This is a genomic window from Agrobacterium sp. 22-209-1 (assembly GCF_053522485.1).
Window position 1 is genome coordinate 562,912 of sequence record NZ_JBNWCH010000002.1, and the last position, 16,255, is coordinate 579,166.

At 60.5% G+C, this 16,255-nt stretch carries 18 protein-coding genes; 4 read left to right on the forward strand and 14 right to left on the reverse strand.

The annotated features are described in order from the left end of the window. Positions 1 to 176: 176 nt before the first annotated feature. Entirely contained in the window at positions 177 to 1,937 is a 1,761-nt protein-coding gene (locus ACQZ48_RS07085; RefSeq protein ID WP_191217738.1) for a peptidoglycan D,D-transpeptidase FtsI family protein, read from the forward strand. Between the two features lie 54 nt (positions 1,938 to 1,991). Here ACQZ48_RS07085 and rarD read toward each other — a convergent pair whose 3' ends face one another. The 14 genes from rarD to alr form a co-directional block, all read right to left on the reverse strand. Then, a complete protein-coding gene (gene rarD, locus ACQZ48_RS07090; RefSeq protein ID WP_077982587.1) occupies positions 1,992 to 2,900 on the reverse strand; it encodes an EamA family transporter RarD in 909 nt (302 codons plus the stop codon). Positions 2,901 to 3,116: 216 nt separating this feature from the next. Then, complete coding sequence (gene pip, locus ACQZ48_RS07095) at positions 3,117 to 4,073, reverse strand: prolyl aminopeptidase (protein ID WP_191217739.1); 957 nt, start codon at positions 4,071 to 4,073, stop codon at positions 3,117 to 3,119. After that, positions 4,070 to 4,555: a GFA family protein gene (locus tag ACQZ48_RS07100; protein WP_077982585.1), complete on the reverse strand. Its 486-nt coding sequence runs from the start codon at positions 4,553 to 4,555 to the stop codon at positions 4,070 to 4,072. Before ACQZ48_RS07100 ends, pip begins: the two co-directional genes overlap by 4 nt. Continuing rightward, complete coding sequence (locus ACQZ48_RS07105) at positions 4,552 to 5,016, reverse strand: GFA family protein (protein ID WP_077982584.1); 465 nt, start codon at positions 5,014 to 5,016, stop codon at positions 4,552 to 4,554. The genes ACQZ48_RS07100 and ACQZ48_RS07105 overlap by 4 nt, the downstream gene beginning before the upstream one ends. Beyond that, positions 5,013 to 5,489 carry a GFA family protein gene (locus ACQZ48_RS07110; RefSeq protein ID WP_191217740.1) on the reverse strand — a complete coding sequence of 159 codons (477 nt, stop codon included), beginning with the start codon at positions 5,487 to 5,489 and terminating at the stop codon, positions 5,013 to 5,015. The genes ACQZ48_RS07105 and ACQZ48_RS07110 overlap by 4 nt, the downstream gene beginning before the upstream one ends. Continuing rightward, positions 5,486 to 5,794 carry an endonuclease domain-containing protein gene (locus ACQZ48_RS07115; RefSeq protein ID WP_321186472.1) on the reverse strand — a complete coding sequence of 103 codons (309 nt, stop codon included), beginning with the start codon at positions 5,792 to 5,794 and terminating at the stop codon, positions 5,486 to 5,488. The genes ACQZ48_RS07110 and ACQZ48_RS07115 overlap by 4 nt, the downstream gene beginning before the upstream one ends. Positions 5,795 to 6,109: 315 nt before the next feature. Then, a complete protein-coding gene (gene cysS / locus ACQZ48_RS07120; protein WP_191217742.1) occupies positions 6,110 to 7,495 on the reverse strand; it encodes a cysteine--tRNA ligase in 1,386 nt (461 codons plus the stop codon). A gap of 212 nt (positions 7,496 to 7,707) precedes the next feature. Beyond that, positions 7,708 to 8,448, reverse strand: a complete 741-nt coding sequence (locus ACQZ48_RS07125) for an SDR family NAD(P)-dependent oxidoreductase (protein ID WP_191217743.1) — start codon at positions 8,446 to 8,448, stop codon at positions 7,708 to 7,710. A 146-nt stretch (positions 8,449 to 8,594) separates the two neighbouring features. After that, a complete protein-coding gene (gene purF / locus ACQZ48_RS07130) occupies positions 8,595 to 10,103 on the reverse strand; it encodes an amidophosphoribosyltransferase (protein ID WP_077982580.1) in 1,509 nt (502 codons plus the stop codon). A gap of 138 nt (positions 10,104 to 10,241) precedes the next feature. After that, entirely contained in the window at positions 10,242 to 10,829 is a 588-nt protein-coding gene (locus ACQZ48_RS07135; protein WP_137410042.1) for a CvpA family protein, read from the reverse strand. Between the two features lie 89 nt (positions 10,830 to 10,918). Next, complete coding sequence (radA, locus tag ACQZ48_RS07140; RefSeq protein ID WP_077982578.1) at positions 10,919 to 12,325, reverse strand: DNA repair protein RadA; 1,407 nt, start codon at positions 12,323 to 12,325, stop codon at positions 10,919 to 10,921. A 6-nt stretch (positions 12,326 to 12,331) separates the two neighbouring features. Further along, a complete protein-coding gene (locus ACQZ48_RS07145; RefSeq protein ID WP_319802145.1) occupies positions 12,332 to 12,685 on the reverse strand; it encodes a type II toxin-antitoxin system RelE/ParE family toxin in 354 nt (117 codons plus the stop codon). Further along, positions 12,639 to 12,908 (reverse strand): type II toxin-antitoxin system ParD family antitoxin, encoded by a 270-nt coding sequence (locus ACQZ48_RS07150; protein ID WP_137410043.1) that lies wholly within the window; start codon positions 12,906 to 12,908, stop codon positions 12,639 to 12,641. The genes ACQZ48_RS07145 and ACQZ48_RS07150 overlap by 47 nt, the downstream gene beginning before the upstream one ends. 65 nt (positions 12,909 to 12,973) lie before the next feature. Next, on the reverse strand, positions 12,974 to 14,149 hold the full coding sequence (alr, locus tag ACQZ48_RS07155) for an alanine racemase (protein ID WP_448728699.1): 1,176 nt from the start codon (positions 14,147 to 14,149) through the stop codon (positions 12,974 to 12,976). Positions 14,150 to 14,235: 86 nt separating this feature from the next. On the opposite strand from alr, the gene ACQZ48_RS07160 reads away from it, so the two are divergent. From ACQZ48_RS07160 to ACQZ48_RS07170, 3 genes are all read left to right on the forward strand, one after another. Further along, positions 14,236 to 15,093 carry an AraC family transcriptional regulator gene (locus ACQZ48_RS07160; protein ID WP_170985470.1) on the forward strand — a complete coding sequence of 286 codons (858 nt, stop codon included), beginning with the start codon at positions 14,236 to 14,238 and terminating at the stop codon, positions 15,091 to 15,093. Between the two features lie 94 nt (positions 15,094 to 15,187). Further along, on the forward strand, positions 15,188 to 15,892 hold the full coding sequence (locus tag ACQZ48_RS07165; protein ID WP_142912520.1) for an AzlC family ABC transporter permease: 705 nt from the start codon (positions 15,188 to 15,190) through the stop codon (positions 15,890 to 15,892). After that, the gene (locus ACQZ48_RS07170; RefSeq protein ID WP_077982574.1) at positions 15,889 to 16,191 is read left to right on the forward strand and encodes an AzlD family protein; all 303 of its coding nucleotides are present in this window, start codon (positions 15,889 to 15,891) and stop codon (positions 16,189 to 16,191) included. The genes ACQZ48_RS07165 and ACQZ48_RS07170 overlap by 4 nt, the downstream gene beginning before the upstream one ends. Positions 16,192 to 16,255 lie beyond the last annotated feature (64 nt).

Below are 16,255 nucleotides of genomic sequence, written 5' to 3' on the forward strand. Positions count from 1 at the left end.
TAACGGCCGCCTGGGCGGCTCGTTACAATTTTAAATGTATATTAATACAGATTTAACGGCGGCATCTCTCCGCCCGCTCTTTTCATGGCCCCGCGGCTTATCTTGTGCCAGCCTCAATAAGGCGTTGGTTGTCGCGGAATTCGTTTCGCCGCCATGAGAGTGGGTGTCATCGGGAAATGATTGCTTTTGTGGTGCGGCTCAAAAGCCGGGCGCATTTTATTATTCAGAGAAATTCCGCGCAGGGCAGGGAGGCGCTCCTCGGTTCCGCCGCTCGCCGCAGGGTCGATGCGCGCATGAGGCTCGGCATCCTGATCGCTGCCTTCGCTGTCATCTATGCTGTCGTCGCCGCACGTCTCGTCCAATATGGCCTTGCCGAACCGGTGGCGACCGCATGGATCAATACCGGTGCCAATGCCGTCGCCTCCCGGCCGGATATTGTCGATCGCAACGGCACGCTTCTGGCAACCGATCTTAACATGGTCTCGCTCTATGCGGATCCGCGCCGGATCGTTGATCCGGACGAGGTGGTGGAGAAACTCGCGACCGTTATTCCCAATCTCGACTGGCGTGAAACACACCGCCGGTTGCGCTCGGATACCGGCTTTCAATGGCTGCGACGCCAGCTGACGCCCCGGCAGCAGGCGGATATTCTCAACCTCGGCATACCGGGCATCGGCTTCCGGCCGGAAAAGCGAAGGTTTTATCCGGGCGGCCCCACCGCTTCGCATATTATCGGCCACGTCAATGTCGACAATCAGGGGCTTGCCGGCATGGAGCGCTACCTCGACCAGCAGGGGCTGGCCGATCTGCGCGCCGTGGGTCTTGCCAGCGGCGCGCCGATGGAGCCGGTGCGGCTCTCCATCGATCTCAGGGTACAAAACATCGTCCGCGATGTGGTCGTGAAGGCGAAAAGCGCCTATCAGGCCGAAGCCGCCGGTTCGGTGATCCTTGATGTGGAGACGGGCGAAGTGCTGGCCATGGCCTCGGTGCCTGACTACGATCCGAACGAACCGTCCCGCACCCTCGCCGATGGCAGCATCGACAGGGAGTATGAAAAGGGCTGGTTCAACCGGATGAGCAACGCCACCTTCGAGATGGGCTCCACATTCAAGAGCTTCACGCTCGCCATGGGGCTGGATGCCGGGGCGATCACGCTGGGTTCGGTGGTGGATGCGTCGCGGCCGATCCGCATGGGCGGTTTCACCATCAAGGATTTCAAGGGCAGGAACCGGCCGCTCTCCATTCCGGAAGTGTTTCAATATTCATCGAATATCGGCACGGCGGCGGTGGCCGACAAGGTCGGGGTCGAAGGCCATCAGCAATTTCTGACGAAACTCGGGCTTCTTACCAGGATGGACACGGAAATGCCCGGTGTGGCCACGCCTACCCAGCCGAGAACATGGAAGAAGATCAATTCCGTCACCATCTCCTTCGGCCATGGCGTCGCCACCACCCCGTTGCAGACGGCGGTGGCCGCTGCCGCGCTGATCAATGGCGGCAACCTGATTTCGCCGACCTTCCTGCCGCGTTCGAAAGAAGCTGCCACATCGCTCGCGCGCACCGTCATCAACGACAGGACGAGCGCCGATATGCGCTACCTGTTCAATTGGAACGGCATCAAGGGTTCCGGCCGTGGCGCGCAGGTGGAGGGATTTCATGTGGGCGGCAAGACTGGAACCGCCGACAAGGTGATCAATGGCCGTTACGCCAAGGATATCAATTTCAACGCCTTCGTGGCAGGTTTTCCCATGCACAAACCGAAATATATCGTGTTGACGATGATCGACGCCCCGAAGACCGGCGTGAACGGCGGGCGCACGGCGGCCTCAACCGCGGCCCCGATGACCCGCGAGATAATTACCCAAACGGCAGGCGTTCTCGGCGTCAAACCGCATTTCGGTTACGACGCCAACCCGCAATTGCTGGTGGACTATTGACGCTACCTCTCTTCATTCCCGTGATGAGCAAAGGAATGAGGGATGCCGCCCGGACTACCGCTTGAGCCGCAGCAGGCTGGAGCCGGTATAGATCGCCAGCGCCACCCAGATCATCGCAAAGGCGGCCATGCGCACCATGTCGAACGGCTCCTTGAAGATGAAGATGGCAATGAGGAAGATCATCGTCGGTGCGATATATTGCATGATGCCGATGGTCGACAGCCGCAGCAGTTTTGCGCCATTGCCATAAAGGATGAGCGGAACGGCGGTGATAAGCCCGCTTGCCGCCAGAAGCCAGGTATCGGCGGAGTTGCCGCCCATGAAATGCGCCTGTCCGCTGAAGGCGAGCCAGATCATCACCAGCACGGCAGGGATGGATAAAAGCATGACTTCCAGCAGGAAACCCTGCGTTGCGCCAATCGGCAAAGTCTTGCGGAAAAAGGCGTAAAAACCCCAGGACACGGTGAGCGCGATGGACACCCAGGGCAGGCTACCCGCATGCCAGGTGAGGATCGCCACCGCCAGCGCCACGAGGCAGATAGCGGCGATCTGCGCCGGATAAAGCTTTTCCTTGAGAAGCACCGCGCCGAGGAAAATGCTGAACAGCGGATTGATGAAATAGCCAAGCGCGGCATCGAGCGCGCGGCCTGCGCCGATCGCCCAGATATAGACGCCCCAGTTGATGCTGATGAGGATGGCCGTCAGGCTCGCCATAGCCAGCATCTTCGGGGTTCTGAGCGCGGTTCTGATTTCCGCCGTGCGCCCGAGCGCAATCAGCACGACCGCCGCAATCGGCACCGACCAGACGACGCGATGGACAATGACCTCGATCGGCGAAATATGCGCAACCGCTTTCATGTAGAAGGGAAGAAACCCCCAGAGCAGATAAGCGGAAAGCGCGAAAGCAAAACCGCGCGCGCTGTCGCCGCCCTCCTGGGCCGGGAGCGATTTGTCGAGTGCCATGGGGAGTACCGCCAATTGTTCGGATGCCGTTTTATAACGGATCGCCACAGTGGCGGCCAATTCATTTCCGTGAAGGGTTCATGAGAAAAACTGCATGAATAAAAGGCGCGCTGCCCTTGAAATGGGCTGCCCCGCGACGGGAGGAAATGATCCGCGCAGGACGCCCTGCGTGAATCATTCTCTTATCCGTCCGTTGCAAGGTGATGAAAGGACTGGTTATTTCCCGGCAAAACGGTCGTTGGCGCGGATCAGTTGATCAAGAATGCCCGGCTCGCTCATCGCGTGTCCGGCCGCCTCGACGATATGGAAATCCGCCTTCGACCAGGCTTTGGCCAGCTGCCAGGCATATTTCAGCGGGCAGGGCATGTCATAACGCCCATGCACGATGACGCCGGGAATATCGTTAAGTTTGCCGGCGTCGCGCAGCAATTGGCCTTCTTCCAGCCAGCCGCCATTGACGAAAAAGTGGTTTTCGATGCGGGCGAAAGCGATGGCGTATTTGTCCTCGCCGAAATCCGCGACCCGGTCGGGATCGCTGACGAGCGAGATGGTTGCCCCTTCCCACTGGCTCCATGCCTTGGCGCATTCGAGTTTCTTCGCTTCGTCGGTACCGGTGAGATAGCGGTTATAGGCCTGCATCATCTCGCCGCGTTCGGCTTGCGGGATGGGTGCTATGAATTTTTCCCACTGATCCGGATACATTTCGGAAACGCCGAACTGGTAATACCAGTCCAGTTCCGGCCTGGTGACGGTGTAAATGCCGCGCAGAACCAGCTCACTGACGCGGTCGGGATGGGTCTCGGCATAGGCGAGCGCCAGCGTCGAGCCCCAGGAACCGCCGAAAACCAGCCATTTCTCGAAGCCGCAAAGCACGCGCAGCCTTTCGATATCGGCAACGAGATGCCATGTGGTATTGGCTTCCAGTTCCGCATGCGGCGTGGAGCGGCCGCAGCCGCGCTGGTCGAACAGGATGACGTCGTAAAGGGCCGGATCGAAAACGCGGCGATGCGTGGGATTCACCCCGCCGCCGGGACCGCCATGCAGGAAAACCGCCGGTTTTGCACCGCGCGTGCCCACCCGTTCCCAATAGATCGTGTGGCCGTCGCCGACATCGAGCATGCCGGTCTCGAAAGGTTCGATCTCGGGGTAAAAGCCGCGCAATTCTTCGGTCATGGGTCATCATCCTTCGCTGGCCATTCGGCCGTATCATGGTCCGGGTGCTGGCAATTGTTCACCCGAGGGGAAGGGCTATCCGTTGCAGGCTCCGGCTCGATCGGCAAGCCATCGAGTGCGCCGAACCACTGCATTTTGCCAGCGAGATTGGATTGCGCCTCGGGTTTGATCCGCTGGGGTTCGTCCAGCGAACCGAGGGCGATATTGATGAAATCGGCGCCCGGCATGTCGTAGAACAGCGGCGTGCCGCACCGGCCGCAGAAACCGCGACGCACGTGATCGGAGGACTGGAACCACGTTGCTTCGCCACGGGTGATTTCAAACTGCGTAAGCGTACTTGCGGCAAGCGGCATGAAATAATTGCCCGATGCCTTCTGGCACATGCGGCAATGGCACAGATGCGGATAACGAAGACCGCCCTCTATCCGATAACGCACCGCGCCGCACTGACATCCACCGCTGAAACCCTCGGCTCCGCTCATGCGCGCTCGTCTTCCGGCGGCCAGACCTGTGTGTCGTGATCCGGGTGCTGATAGGAGGTGATCTCCGCCTCGTCCACGCCTTGTTCCACGGTCGGCTTGCCGAAGAGCTGCTCTATCCACGGCATGCGCTTGTGGACATTGACCTGCACCTGCGGCTCGATCCGCTCGGGCTCATCGAAAGCGCCGATGGCGATCTCGACGCCGCCGGGATAATGGTAGGTCAGCGGCGTGCCGCACTTGTTGCAGAAACCGCGATGGATTTTCTGCGACGAACGAAAGAGGGCAGGCTGGCCGCGCGTCCAGGTCAGATGCGCCTGATCGGCTGTGACGAGGGCGCCGAAGAAATTGCCGAAATGTTTCTGGCACATGCGGCAATGGCAGATGGAGGCCCGGCCAAGCTTGCCCGCATGGAAACGCACCGCGCCACACTGGCAACCGCCGGAAAAACCACTTTCGCTCATTGTCTGTTCTCCAGCGGCCATTGTGCCGTATCATGGTCGGGGTGCTGATAGGAGACGAGATTGGTGAGATAGTCCACCGAGGTCAGGTCGTCTTCCGTCGGAACGGCAGGCAGCGTGTGAAGCGTGTCGACGAAATCGATCTTGCGCTCCACGCCCCACTGAATGGTTGGCGGCAGCGCTGCGGGATCGTCAAATGCCCCGGCAGCCACCGCCACGCCGTCCGGCGCTTCATAGGTCAGCGGCGTTCCGCATTCCGGGCAGAAACCACGCTTGACGACGCTGGAGGACTGGAAACGTTTCGGCTCTCCCCGGGTCCATGCAAACTCCACGCCGCGCACCGAGACCAGCGGCGCGTAATAGGCCCCGAAAGCCTTCTGGCACATACGGCAATGGCAGATGGAACTGTCTTTCAGGTCGCCCGTGGCGCGAAAACGGACCGCGCCGCATTGGCATCCGCCGGTATATGTCGTCATGGTCGTTCCTCCTTCACCGTTCGGATAATGTGGAGACAGATATTGTCGATGTCTCCGAGGATATCCTCGTTCCAGAAACGGAGGCCTGTCCAGCCAAGTTCCTCAAACGTGCGTGTTCTCTCTCGGTCATAGGCTGCCGCAGCGTCGTCCGCGTGCTGAAACCCGTCCAGTTCGACAATGATCTTATGCGAGGGGCAAGCGAAATCAACGATATATCCGGCGACCGGCAGCTGGCGTCTGAAAGACAGGCCGTCTAGGCGGTGAGCGCGGACGGCGTTCCAGAACTTCAGTTCTGCGTCGGTCATGGCCTTTCGCATCTGCCGGGCGTGTGACCGATGTTGAGGATTGACCTTGGCGTGGGGCACGGGATGCTCGCGGCTTGATGGGTGCTGCGAGATTGGAGTATGGCGTGGTCGAAAGCAAGGGCGTGTCGTGGGACTTACCCCCCTCTGCCCTGCCGGGCATCTCCCCCTCAAGGGGGGAGATCAGCAGGAGGCGCTACCTCAACTTCACTCTTAAGCGTTGAGATGGGCGAGACCGCGCCACAGATCGATCTCCCCCCTTGAGGGGGAGATGCCCGGCAGGGCAGAGGGGGGTAAACCCCAAGCCGCAGCAGTAAATTACCGCTTAATCTCCCACGTCGTCGTCCGCTCCCCGGTCTCCTTGTCCTTCCCATCCTTCAACTGAATGCCCTTTTCCAAAAGCTCGTCGCGAACACGATCCGCCTCCGCAAAGTTTTTCGCCTTCAGCATTTCAAGACGCAATTCCACCAACGCATCGACAGCCGAAACGATGGCCTCATCCACCTCCGTCTTCTTCGGCAGAACACCCAGCAGGGCGGCGCTGGCGGCGAAGGCGGGTAGTCTGGACGGGTCGGTATTGGCCGCATGGGCCAGCGCATGCAGCGCCTGCACGGCGGCAACCGTGTTGAGGTCGTCGGCAAGCGCATCTAGGACGGTGTCATCCGGCGCGGCGTCGGAGTTTTCGGCCGCCGGCCATTTGGCCAGCAGGCGTTCGGCCTCTTCCAGACGCTTCACCGAAAAATCGATCGGCTCGCGATAATGCGTCATCAGCATAGCGAGACGCAGTACTTCGCCCGGCCATTGCCGTTCGCCGAATTTTTCCGTGTGCAGCAATTCGTAGATCGTCACGAAGTTGCCTTCGGACTTCGACATCTTGCGGCCTTCCACCTGCACGAAGCCGTTATGCATCCACACATTGGCCATGACATGCGTGCCGTGGGCGCAGCGCGATTGCGCGATTTCGTTTTCATGATGCGGGAAGATGAGATCGAGCCCGCCGCCGTGAATGTCGAAGACTTCGCCAAGGTAACGGCCAGCCATGGCCGAGCACTCGATGTGCCAGCCCGGGCGGCCGAGACCCCAGGGGCTCTCCCAGCCGGGTTCGTTATGGGACGACAGTTTCCACAGCACAAAATCACCGGGGTTCTTTTTGTGGGCTTCCACCGCCACGCGCGCGCCGGCCTGCTGCTCGTCCAGCGGGCGTTTGGAAAGCTGGCCGTAATCGGCCATCGACCGCGTGTCGAACAGAACCTCGCCGCCCGCCGTATAGGCGTGGCCGCGGTCGATGAGCCTCTCGATGAGGTGGATCATCTCGGCAATATAGTCGGTGGCGCGGGGTTCCACGGTCGGCGGAAGGCAGCCGAGGGCGGCGACGTCATCATGGAACTGGTCGGCCGTCTTTTTCGTCACCGCGTGGATGGCGTCGTTCAGCGGCAGATGCGGATAGTCGCGCAGTGCCCGCGCGTTGATCTTGTCGTCGAGATCGGTGATGTTGCGGGCATAGGTAACATGGTTTTCGCCGTAGACGTGGCGCAGCAGGCGATAGAGAACATCGAACACGATGACCGGGCGCGCATTGCCGATATGGGCGAAATCATAGACCGTTGGCCCGCACACATACATGCGCACATTGTCAGGATCGATCGGCGCAAATTCCGCCTTTTCGCGTGTCAGGGTATTGTAGAGTTTCAGGCGCAAGGACATGCGGGTGTTCCCTAGAGGCAGTCAATTGTCCTGACCGGACCGTTTGTCTGTTGGACCTTGCGGGAAGACGAAAACGATCTGGCCGGTGGCGAACCAGCAAAATTTATTCAGCAGCAGGTGCAGATCGTTGTTTTCATACCTTGCCTTATGGCGCGGCGGTTCTGTGTGGTCAAGCGTTTCTCGCCGGTGCCGCAATGACGCGGGCCAAAAGCTTATTCCGGCTGGCGATATTCCACGAATTTCCTCTCACGCACGACGAAGAGCTTGCCGGTTTCGGTAAGATCGGGCAAGGCGAGTGGAAGGATGGCGGCGGCAACTTCGGACGGATGCGGCACGGTGGCCGGATCCTCGCCGGGCATAGCCTGGGCGCGCATCGCCGTGCGCGTGGCGCCGGGATTGATGCTGTTGATGCGTAGCGGGGACTTCTGCGTTTCCGCGGCCCAGGTGCGGGCGAGCGCTTCAACAGCCGCCTTGGAGGTGGCGTAGACGCCCCAGAAGGGACGACAGCTATGGGCCGCACCCGAAGACAGGATGAGCGCGCGGCCGGCATCCGATTTCAACAGCAGCGGCTCGACCGAGCGGATCAGCCGCCAGGTGGCGGTGACGTTGATGTTCATGACCCTTTCGAAGACCTTCGCCTCGATATGGCCGACCGGGGAAATCACGCCGAGAACACCGGCATTGGCGACCAGAATATCGAGCTTGCCCCAGCGCTCGTATATATTGGCGCCCAGCGCATCGATGGCTTTCATGTCGGCGAGATCGAAGGGGACCAGCGTCGCCGTGCCGCCGACGGCCTTGATGGCGTCGTCCAGTTCCTCAAGGCCGCCGACCGTGCGGGCGCAGGCGATGACATGCGCGCCCGCTTTGGCCAGCTCCAGCGCGGTGAAATAGCCGATGCCGCGCGATGCGCCGGTAACGAGAGCGATGCGCCCCTTGAGATCGATAGTCATGGTCTCTCCCGAAATGATTGCGCCTTCTTCTACGAAGCCGCGGACGCCCGCTGCAAGCAATTAAATTGTCGCAGCTGACGTGCGGAATAAAAGGCAAGAAAAAAGCGGCCGCCGGAGACCGGTGGCCGCTTGTTCTGTCGCACCTATCAGCCGTTACTGGCCAGCATGGAAATCTTGCTGCCCATGGCCTCGCCATTCTTGTCGAGAAGGCGGGTCGGATAATCGCCGGTGAAATAATGGTCCGTGAACTGCGGCCGCGCCGGGTTGCGGTTTTCGCCACCCACCGCACGGTAAAGCCCGTCGATGGACAGGAAGGCCAGCGAATCTGCGCCGATATATTTCGCCATCGCTTCGACGTCCGCATATTGGTTGGCGAGCAGCTTGTCTGCGTCAGGTGTATCGATGCCGTAAAAATCCGGATGGAAAATCATCGGGCTGGCAACGCGGATATGCACTTCCTTGGCGCCGGCTTCTCGGATCATCTGCACGATCTTGACCGAGGTCGTGCCGCGCACGATGGAATCGTCCACCAGCACCACGCGCTTGCCTTCGATCATCGCCCGGTTGGCAGAATGCTTGAGCTTGACGCCGAAAGCGCGGATCTGCTGCGTCGGCTCGATGAAGGTGCGGCCGACATAATGGTTGCGGATGATGCCATATTCGAAGGGAATGCCGCTTTCCTGCGCAAAACCGAGCGCTGCCGGCGTGCCGCCATCGGGAACCGGTACCACGACGTCAGCTTCCAGCGGTGCTTCCTTGGCAAGGTTCATGCCCATGTTCTTGCGCGTCGTGTAGACGTTGCGGCCACCGACGACGGAATCGGGGCGGGCGAAATAGACATATTCGAACAGGCAGAGACGCTCCGGCTGTGGCTTCGAGGGCTTGCGCGCGTCGATGGTGATCGAACCGTCAGGCTGGATTTCGCAGATGATGACTTCGCCGTTTTCGACGTCGCGCACGAATTTCGCGCCGATGATATCGAGAGCGCAGGTTTCCGAGCAGAAGATCGGCTTGCCGTCCAGCTCGCCCATGACGAGCGGGCGGATGCCGATAGGGTCGCGCGCGGCGATCAGCTTGGTGCGGGTCATCGCCAGCATCGAATAACCGCCTTCCATCTGGCGGATCGCGTCAATGAAACGATCGGCGGTGGAAGAGTGGCGTGAGCGGGCGATGAGGTGAAGGACGACTTCGGTATCCGACGTCGACTGACAGATGGCGCCTGTCGCGATGATCTGGCGGCGCAGCGTCAGGCCGTTGGTGAAATTGCCGTTATGGGCAATGGAAATGCCGCCTTCTTCCAGCTCGGCAAACAGCGGCTGCACGTTGCGCATCGCCACTTCGCCCGTGGTGGAATAACGGGTGTGGCCAATGGCGATGGAGCCTGGCAGGCGGGCGAGCGTTGCGGGATCGGTATAATGATCGCCAACGAGGCCCATATGGCGTTCCTGATGGAAGCGCTTGCCATCGAAGGAGACGATGCCGGCCGCTTCCTGGCCGCGATGCTGAAGCGCATGCAGGCCGAGAGCGGTCAGCGCCGAGGCATCGGCATGGCCGAGAATGCCGAACACGCCGCATTCTTCATGCAGCGTATCGCCGTCGATCTCTTCCTTGAAAGTGGTCCCATGGAATGTGGAATGCGAAAGCGGCTCAATCATCCGGCTTGCCCTTGCTCTCTACCGAGAAAAAAGAAAGACCTCTCCGGTGAGTATCTCTCCCGGTCGGTCCGTCTGTGTCGTGCTTGATATTTAGCACAAATAGCGCGCCTTGCATGCATTGCAAGGCGCGACACTGTGTCAATTATTCGTTGCCGGTTGATTTGTCGCCGGCACATCTTCCGCAGGCGCCTGCGCTGCTGTCGGTTCCTGCGGTTTTCCAAGGATACGGGCGCGGATCTGCGGCTCGATATCGTCAGGAAGAACCGCCTCCAGCTTGCCGACCAGCCCGTCGAGGAAAGGTTTGGACTTGGCCTGGGTCATCCATTCCGGCTGCGTCTTCACATCCACCAGCCAGTTCCAGAAGGCGACAGCGACGACGAGCAGCAGGATGCCGCGCGCCGCGCCGAACAGGAAGCCGAGCGTACGGTCCAGTGCGCCGATGCGGCTGTCGATGATGAAATCGGCAATACGCGAGGTGATGAAGGAAATCACGATCAGCGAGACGAGGAAGACCACACCGGCGGAACCGGCGATGGCGATCTTGTCGTCATCGGTATAGTTGCGCGCATAGGGCAAGAGGACCGGATAAAGATAATAGGCGGCGGCGACAGAGCCGCCCCAGCTCGCAATCGACAAAATCTCGCGTGAGAAACCGCGCACCATTGCAAGAAGGGCAGAGAAAAGAACAACGGCGATGACGATGCCGTCGAAAATTGTAATGGGCATATACCAACTCCGGAGGTGCGACGCCTTGTCAGACGCTGCCTTGCCAATTTTGCGATCCTCTTACACCACTGTTTCCCTTGGCGAAAGGATCAATATTCGTCGTCCTCAACCTGTTTGAACCGGTTGCCGGAGCCGGCGATGCGGGCCACGAGGTCCGGAAGGCTTTCAATTTCCGCCCACCGACCCTTGCCCGCTTTGGGCAATTCAGCCGAACCAGACGGCAGAAGTGCGGCGGAAAAGCCGAGTTTTTCAGCTTCTTTCAACCGTTGGCCCGTATGCGAAACCGGGCGCACCGCACCCGACAGGCTGATTTCGCCGAAATAGACGCAATCGGCGGGCAGGGCAAGACCGGCAAGCGAGGAAACAAGCGCCGAGGCAATCGCCATATCGGCCGCCGGTTCTGAAATTCGGTATCCGCCCGCGACATTCAGATAAACATCATGCTGGCCAAGCTTCACCCCGCAATGGGCCTCCAGCACGGCGAGAATCATGGCGAGTCGCGAGCTGTCCCAGCCGACGACCGCGCGGCGCGGCGTGCCGAGCGACGTGGCAGCGACCAGCGCCTGCACCTCGACAAGTATGGGACGTGTGCCTTCGATGCCGGCGAAAACCGCTGCACCCGGCGATTTTTCGTTGCGCTCGCCCAGAAACAGCTCCGACGGATTGGACACTTCCCTGAGGCCACGATCCGACATTTCGAAAACGCCGATTTCATCGGTCGGCCCGAAGCGGTTCTTGACCGTGCGCAGAATGCGGTAATGGTGACCACGATCCCCTTCAAAATAAAGCACGGCATCGACCATGTGTTCCACCACGCGCGGACCGGCGATCTGGCCTTCCTTTGTCACATGGCCGACAAGCACCATGGTCGCGCCTGTCTGCTTGGCGAAACGGATCATCGCCTGCACGCCGGTGCGCACCTGCGTCACCGTGCCGGGGGCGGAATCGGCCGTGTCGCTCCACAGCGTCTGAATGGAATCGATGATGACGAGATCGGGCCGCTTGCCCTCGGAAATCGTTGCCAGAATATCCTCGACATTGGTTTCCGCCGCCAAGAGCACGTCCGTATCCGCAGCGCCGAGACGTTGCGCCCGCAGACGCACCTGCGCCACCGCCTCTTCGCCCGAGACATAGACGATGCGATGGCCGCGCCGCGACAGGGCAGCCGCCGCCTGCATCAGCAGCGTCGATTTGCCGATACCCGGGTCGCCGCCGATCAGAACGGCCGAACCGCGCACGAAGCCGCCGCCAGTCGCCCGGTCCAACTCGCTGATGCCGGTCGGAATACGCGGCGCTTCCTCGATCTCGCCGGAAAGCGAGGTGAGCGTGACAGGTCTGCCCTTCTTCGGCACCTTGCCCGGCCCGGAGCCGATACCGCCCATCGGGTCTTCTTCGACGATGGTATTCCACTCGCCGCAGCCTTCGCATTTTCCTGCCCAGCGGGTATGAACCGTGCCGCAGTTCTGGCACACAAATTGGGTCTTGGCTTTGGCCATGTTTTGTCAGTTTTCTTCTTGTTTGAAATCGTTGGCGGAAATGTCTTGATGGCCGTGCAGTACGCGCAAAACGGTAAGCTCATTCTCGTCGACACGAAAGAAAATGACGCGCTCACGATAAGCGATGCTGCGAAGCCCGGCTCCATATCCGCTTCTTGAGACACCGGATAAGCCCAGTGCCGCTATCGATTCGATTTTATTGAAGATATCGAGGGCGAAGCGATCAGCAGCAAGGGGATTTTCGGCCTCGATATAGGCGTGGTCTTCGGCAAGGTCGCGCCTTGCGCGCGTGGTGAAGGTTGGAGTCCGGATTTTAATGGCCGGACCCCGTTTTTTGCTGCGCGGAAACTCGTTTGATATCGCTCAGAAACTCGTCCTGTGAGGTATAACGGTGGACCCGGCCCGCCTCGGCGTCGTCGATGCCCTCCTGGATCAGCAACTGAAGCGCGGCTCGTTTACCTTCGTCACTGCTCAGCAATTGCAGGCTCGCATGAATGACGGCGTCCGCGTCGCTGTAAATACCAGCCGCCACCTGCTCCTCAATGAACTTCTCGTCCTGCTCGCTCAAATGGATTTCGGGCATTTCGATCTCCTTTTGTTCTCTTTTAGCACAGGTCACATCGGCTTTCCAAGAGCTAAAGGCAGCCCTCAGTCGTCGGCCATCAGATATTGCCGTTCGTAACGCAGGCCGAGCCCTGTGAACATCTCATAGCCGATGGTGCCGGCCGCCCGTGCAGTCTCGTCGACCGGAACGTTGGGGCCAAAAAGCTCGATATAGTCGCCGCTGCGAATGGCATTAACAGGTACATCCGTCACGTCGAAAATGGTGAGATCCATGGTCACGCGTCCCGCCACGGGCACCTTATGGCCGTTGACGACACCGTAAGCGCCGCCATGGCCCATTTCACGCAGCGGAATGCCGGAACCGGAAAGCGAACGCTGATATCCATCAGCATAACCTACGGAGGCGATGGCGAGCCGGCTGGCGCGCTTCAGCAGGAAGCTGCCGCCGTAACTGACGGTCTGGCCTTCACCTGCCTCGCGTATCTGGATGATCCGCGCCTCGGCCTTCGCCACGGGCCGCATCGGGTTGGCCATGCCGTTGACGGCTTCGCCGCCATAAAGCGCAATGCCGGGGCGGGTGAGGTCGAAATGATAATCGCGACCGAGAAAGATGCCGGCGGAAGCCGAAAGGCTTGATTCGATACCTTCGAAAGCGGCGCTAACCTTCCGGAATGATTCGAGCTGCGCCCTGTTCATCGGTGAGGAGGGCGTGTCGGCGCAGGCGAGATGCGACAGCACCAGAACCGGGTCGAAACTCGCCGGTCGTGTCACGTCGTCGGCCAGAAACAGGGCGTCTTCGAGCGGCAGGCCGAGGCGATTGAAGCCGGTATCCACATGCAGCGCGCAGGGGTGGTCTCCGCGCTCGGCAACCGTCGCCATCCAGAACGACAGCTGCTCTTCTGACGCCAGCACCGGCACAAGATCGTTGTCGAAGACCTGCCGTTCCTGCCCCTGCCAGATGCCTGACAGGACGAAGATGCGCGCTTCCGGGGCATAGGATCGCAACGTTGCGCCCTCAGCCACCGTCGCCACGAAGAAGTCCCGCGCGCCGGCATGGTAAAGCGTCGCGCCGCAATCCTCGATACCGAGACCATAGGCATCGGCCTTGACGACAGCCGCCGTGCGGGCGCTTCCGGACCGCTTCTTCATGTCCCGCCAATTGTCGGCGAGCGCGCCGAGATCGACGGTCAGCCGCAGCGGCGCGTGCTCGAAAGCATCATTTTCGTTTTCGGGAAAGCCGTCTTCGAAGTCGTCTGTCATGCCATGCGTCCGGTTGATTTTGGAACCGGCCAGACCCTAGCACTTTTGTTCAAGACGGTAAGGACGGAATGCTCTAAACTTCGCTCATGCACAATGTTTCGCAGGAACAGGCCCTTGATTTTATGCCCGTTGCCACGACGGAAACCACGCGTTTCTGGCGGGACGGACGTTTTGGCGGCATGGAATGCCTCAGCGCGACGTTTCTCACCCATGAATACTCACCGCATGCACATGACACGTTTTCCATCGGTGCCATCGAAAGCGGCTCGCAGATTTCCACCATTCAGGGCACCACCGAACAGACGGGGCCGGGGCATCTTTATCTCATCAATCCAGACGAGATTCACGACGGCGCGCCGGGCGGCGGCGGTTATCGCTACCGGATGATCTATCCCGACACGGAACTGCTGCGCGACATCATCGAGGACGTAACGGGCAGGGCATTTCACGGCACGCCGTGCTTTCCCAAATTCCTGCCGCACGATCCGCAGATGGCGGCCGCCTTTCAGATGGCCCACCGGCGGCTGGAGACGAAATCCGGCGCGCTGGAGGCGGATGAGGGCATGTTCTCGGTTCTGGCGGCGCTGTTCGGCAGGCATGGCAGCGCCATCATCCTGCCGGTTGAAACCCGCGAGAAAAGGGCGGTTCATACCGCCCGCGATTATCTCACCGATAATTACGAGAGCGATATAGGCCTTGAAGAACTCGCCTCTATCGCCGGTCTCAGCCGGGCGCATCTCATCCGCGCTTTTCGCAAGGAGTTTCACATCACCCCGCATGCCTATCTGACGGATGTGCGCATCCGCAGGGCGCGTCGGCTTCTGCGTGCAGGGGAGATGCCGGCCGAGGTGGCGGTTCTGTGTGGTTTCGCCGATCAGGCGCATTTCACCCGGCATTTCAAAGCGCGTACTGGCGTAACACCAGGACAATTTCGGACGGGTTGACTTGCCGCAGACCTTACCGTCACGCGGCGTCACTTTTGTTCAAGACGACTGTATTTCTCAGGCGTAATCCCTTTCCTTCGAAAGGGAGAATGCGATGTTCATATCGGAGAAACGCGCGGAATTTATCGCGGGGTTGCGGGCCGCCGCCCCATTGCTGGTCGCCATGGTGCCGATCGGCGCGGTGTTCGGTGCTGTCGCCATCGGCAAAGGCCTGTCGCCGCTCGAGGCCTCGCTGATGTCGCTGCTGGTCTTTGCCGGCGGCTCACAATTCGTTGCCATGGATCTATGGACGCATCCCGCAAGCTGGACAGCGCTCGGTTTTGCGGCGCTTCTCGTCAATCTGCGCCATGTGTTGATGAGCGCCTCCATCGCGGGCAAGCTGGAGGATTTCAGGGGTTGGCGGAAATATGCCGCCATGCTGGTGCTGACCGACGAATCCTGGGCATTGTCCGAATTCCGCGTCATCGCCGACAGGCTGACGGCGGCCTTCTTCACCGGTGCCGCGTTCTCGATCTATCTCGTCTGGAACCTTGCAACCCTTGCCGGCGCGCTGCTCGGTTCGGTGGTGGGAGACATGTCGGTCATCGGTCTGGATTTCGCCTTTCCCGCCGTCTTCATCGTGCTGCTCATGGGGTTCTGGAAGGGCAGGGAAACCGGCTTCGTGCTTCTGGCAAGCGCATCCGCCGCCTGTCTCACCCACACGCTGGTTCCAGGCGCGTGGTATATCGCCGCCGGCGCGCTGGCGGGGCTTGCCGTCGCCGCCTTCGGGCATGAAGAACAGGTGGAGCAGCCGGCATGACGCTCGACCCGAATACGCTGCTGACAATCCTTGCCATGATGGCGGCAACCGTCGCCACCCGCCTTGGCGGCCTGTTGCTGGTCACTCATTTTTCGCTGACACCGCGCCTGAAAAAGGCGCTCGGCGTGGTGCCGCCCGCCGTCTTGATGGCCGTGGTGACGCCGACGGCGCTCGCCAGTGGCTTGGCGGAAACCATCGCCTGTGCAATCACCGCGGTTGCGGCGCTGCGCCTCAGCCTTCTGCCGGCCGCAACGCTCGGTGTTGCGGCCGTGGCGCTGCTGCGCGGAATCGGATTGTGAGAAAATTCCGCCAAGACCCTGAAAAGATTCCAGCCTTGTTTACGCAATGTGAGACATGGTTGAG

What these genes read in the sequence shown, in the direction of transcription:
- alr (WP_448728699.1), bottom strand. Translation starts at nt 14,149, where the DNA reads ATGACAGACGACTTCGAAGACGGCTTTCCCGAAAACGAAAATGATGCT.
- ACQZ48_RS07085 (WP_191217738.1), top strand. Translation starts at nt 177, where the DNA reads ATGATTGCTTTTGTGGTGCGGCTCAAAAGCCGGGCGCATTTTATTATT.
- radA (WP_077982578.1), bottom strand. Translation starts at nt 12,325, where the DNA reads ATGGCCAAAGCCAAGACCCAATTTGTGTGCCAGAACTGCGGCACGGTT.
- ACQZ48_RS07125 (WP_191217743.1), bottom strand. Translation starts at nt 8,448, where the DNA reads ATGACTATCGATCTCAAGGGGCGCATCGCTCTCGTTACCGGCGCATCG.
- ACQZ48_RS07165 (WP_142912520.1), top strand. Translation starts at nt 15,188, where the DNA reads ATGTTCATATCGGAGAAACGCGCGGAATTTATCGCGGGGTTGCGGGCC.
- ACQZ48_RS07160 (WP_170985470.1), top strand. Translation starts at nt 14,236, where the DNA reads ATGCACAATGTTTCGCAGGAACAGGCCCTTGATTTTATGCCCGTTGCC.
- rarD (WP_077982587.1), bottom strand. Translation starts at nt 2,900, where the DNA reads ATGGCACTCGACAAATCGCTCCCGGCCCAGGAGGGCGGCGACAGCGCG.
- ACQZ48_RS07100 (WP_077982585.1), bottom strand. Translation starts at nt 4,555, where the DNA reads ATGAGCGGAGCCGAGGGTTTCAGCGGTGGATGTCAGTGCGGCGCGGTG.
- pip (WP_191217739.1), bottom strand. Translation starts at nt 4,073, where the DNA reads ATGACCGAAGAATTGCGCGGCTTTTACCCCGAGATCGAACCTTTCGAG.
- cysS (WP_191217742.1), bottom strand. Translation starts at nt 7,495, where the DNA reads ATGTCCTTGCGCCTGAAACTCTACAATACCCTGACACGCGAAAAGGCG.
- ACQZ48_RS07150 (WP_137410043.1), bottom strand. Translation starts at nt 12,908, where the DNA reads ATGCCCGAAATCCATTTGAGCGAGCAGGACGAGAAGTTCATTGAGGAG.
- purF (WP_077982580.1), bottom strand. Translation starts at nt 10,103, where the DNA reads ATGATTGAGCCGCTTTCGCATTCCACATTCCATGGGACCACTTTCAAG.
- ACQZ48_RS07110 (WP_191217740.1), bottom strand. Translation starts at nt 5,489, where the DNA reads ATGACGACATATACCGGCGGATGCCAATGCGGCGCGGTCCGTTTTCGC.
- ACQZ48_RS07115 (WP_321186472.1), bottom strand. Translation starts at nt 5,794, where the DNA reads ATGACCGACGCAGAACTGAAGTTCTGGAACGCCGTCCGCGCTCACCGC.
- ACQZ48_RS07170 (WP_077982574.1), top strand. Translation starts at nt 15,889, where the DNA reads ATGACGCTCGACCCGAATACGCTGCTGACAATCCTTGCCATGATGGCG.
- ACQZ48_RS07105 (WP_077982584.1), bottom strand. Translation starts at nt 5,016, where the DNA reads ATGAGCGAAAGTGGTTTTTCCGGCGGTTGCCAGTGTGGCGCGGTGCGT.
- ACQZ48_RS07135 (WP_137410042.1), bottom strand. Translation starts at nt 10,829, where the DNA reads ATGCCCATTACAATTTTCGACGGCATCGTCATCGCCGTTGTTCTTTTC.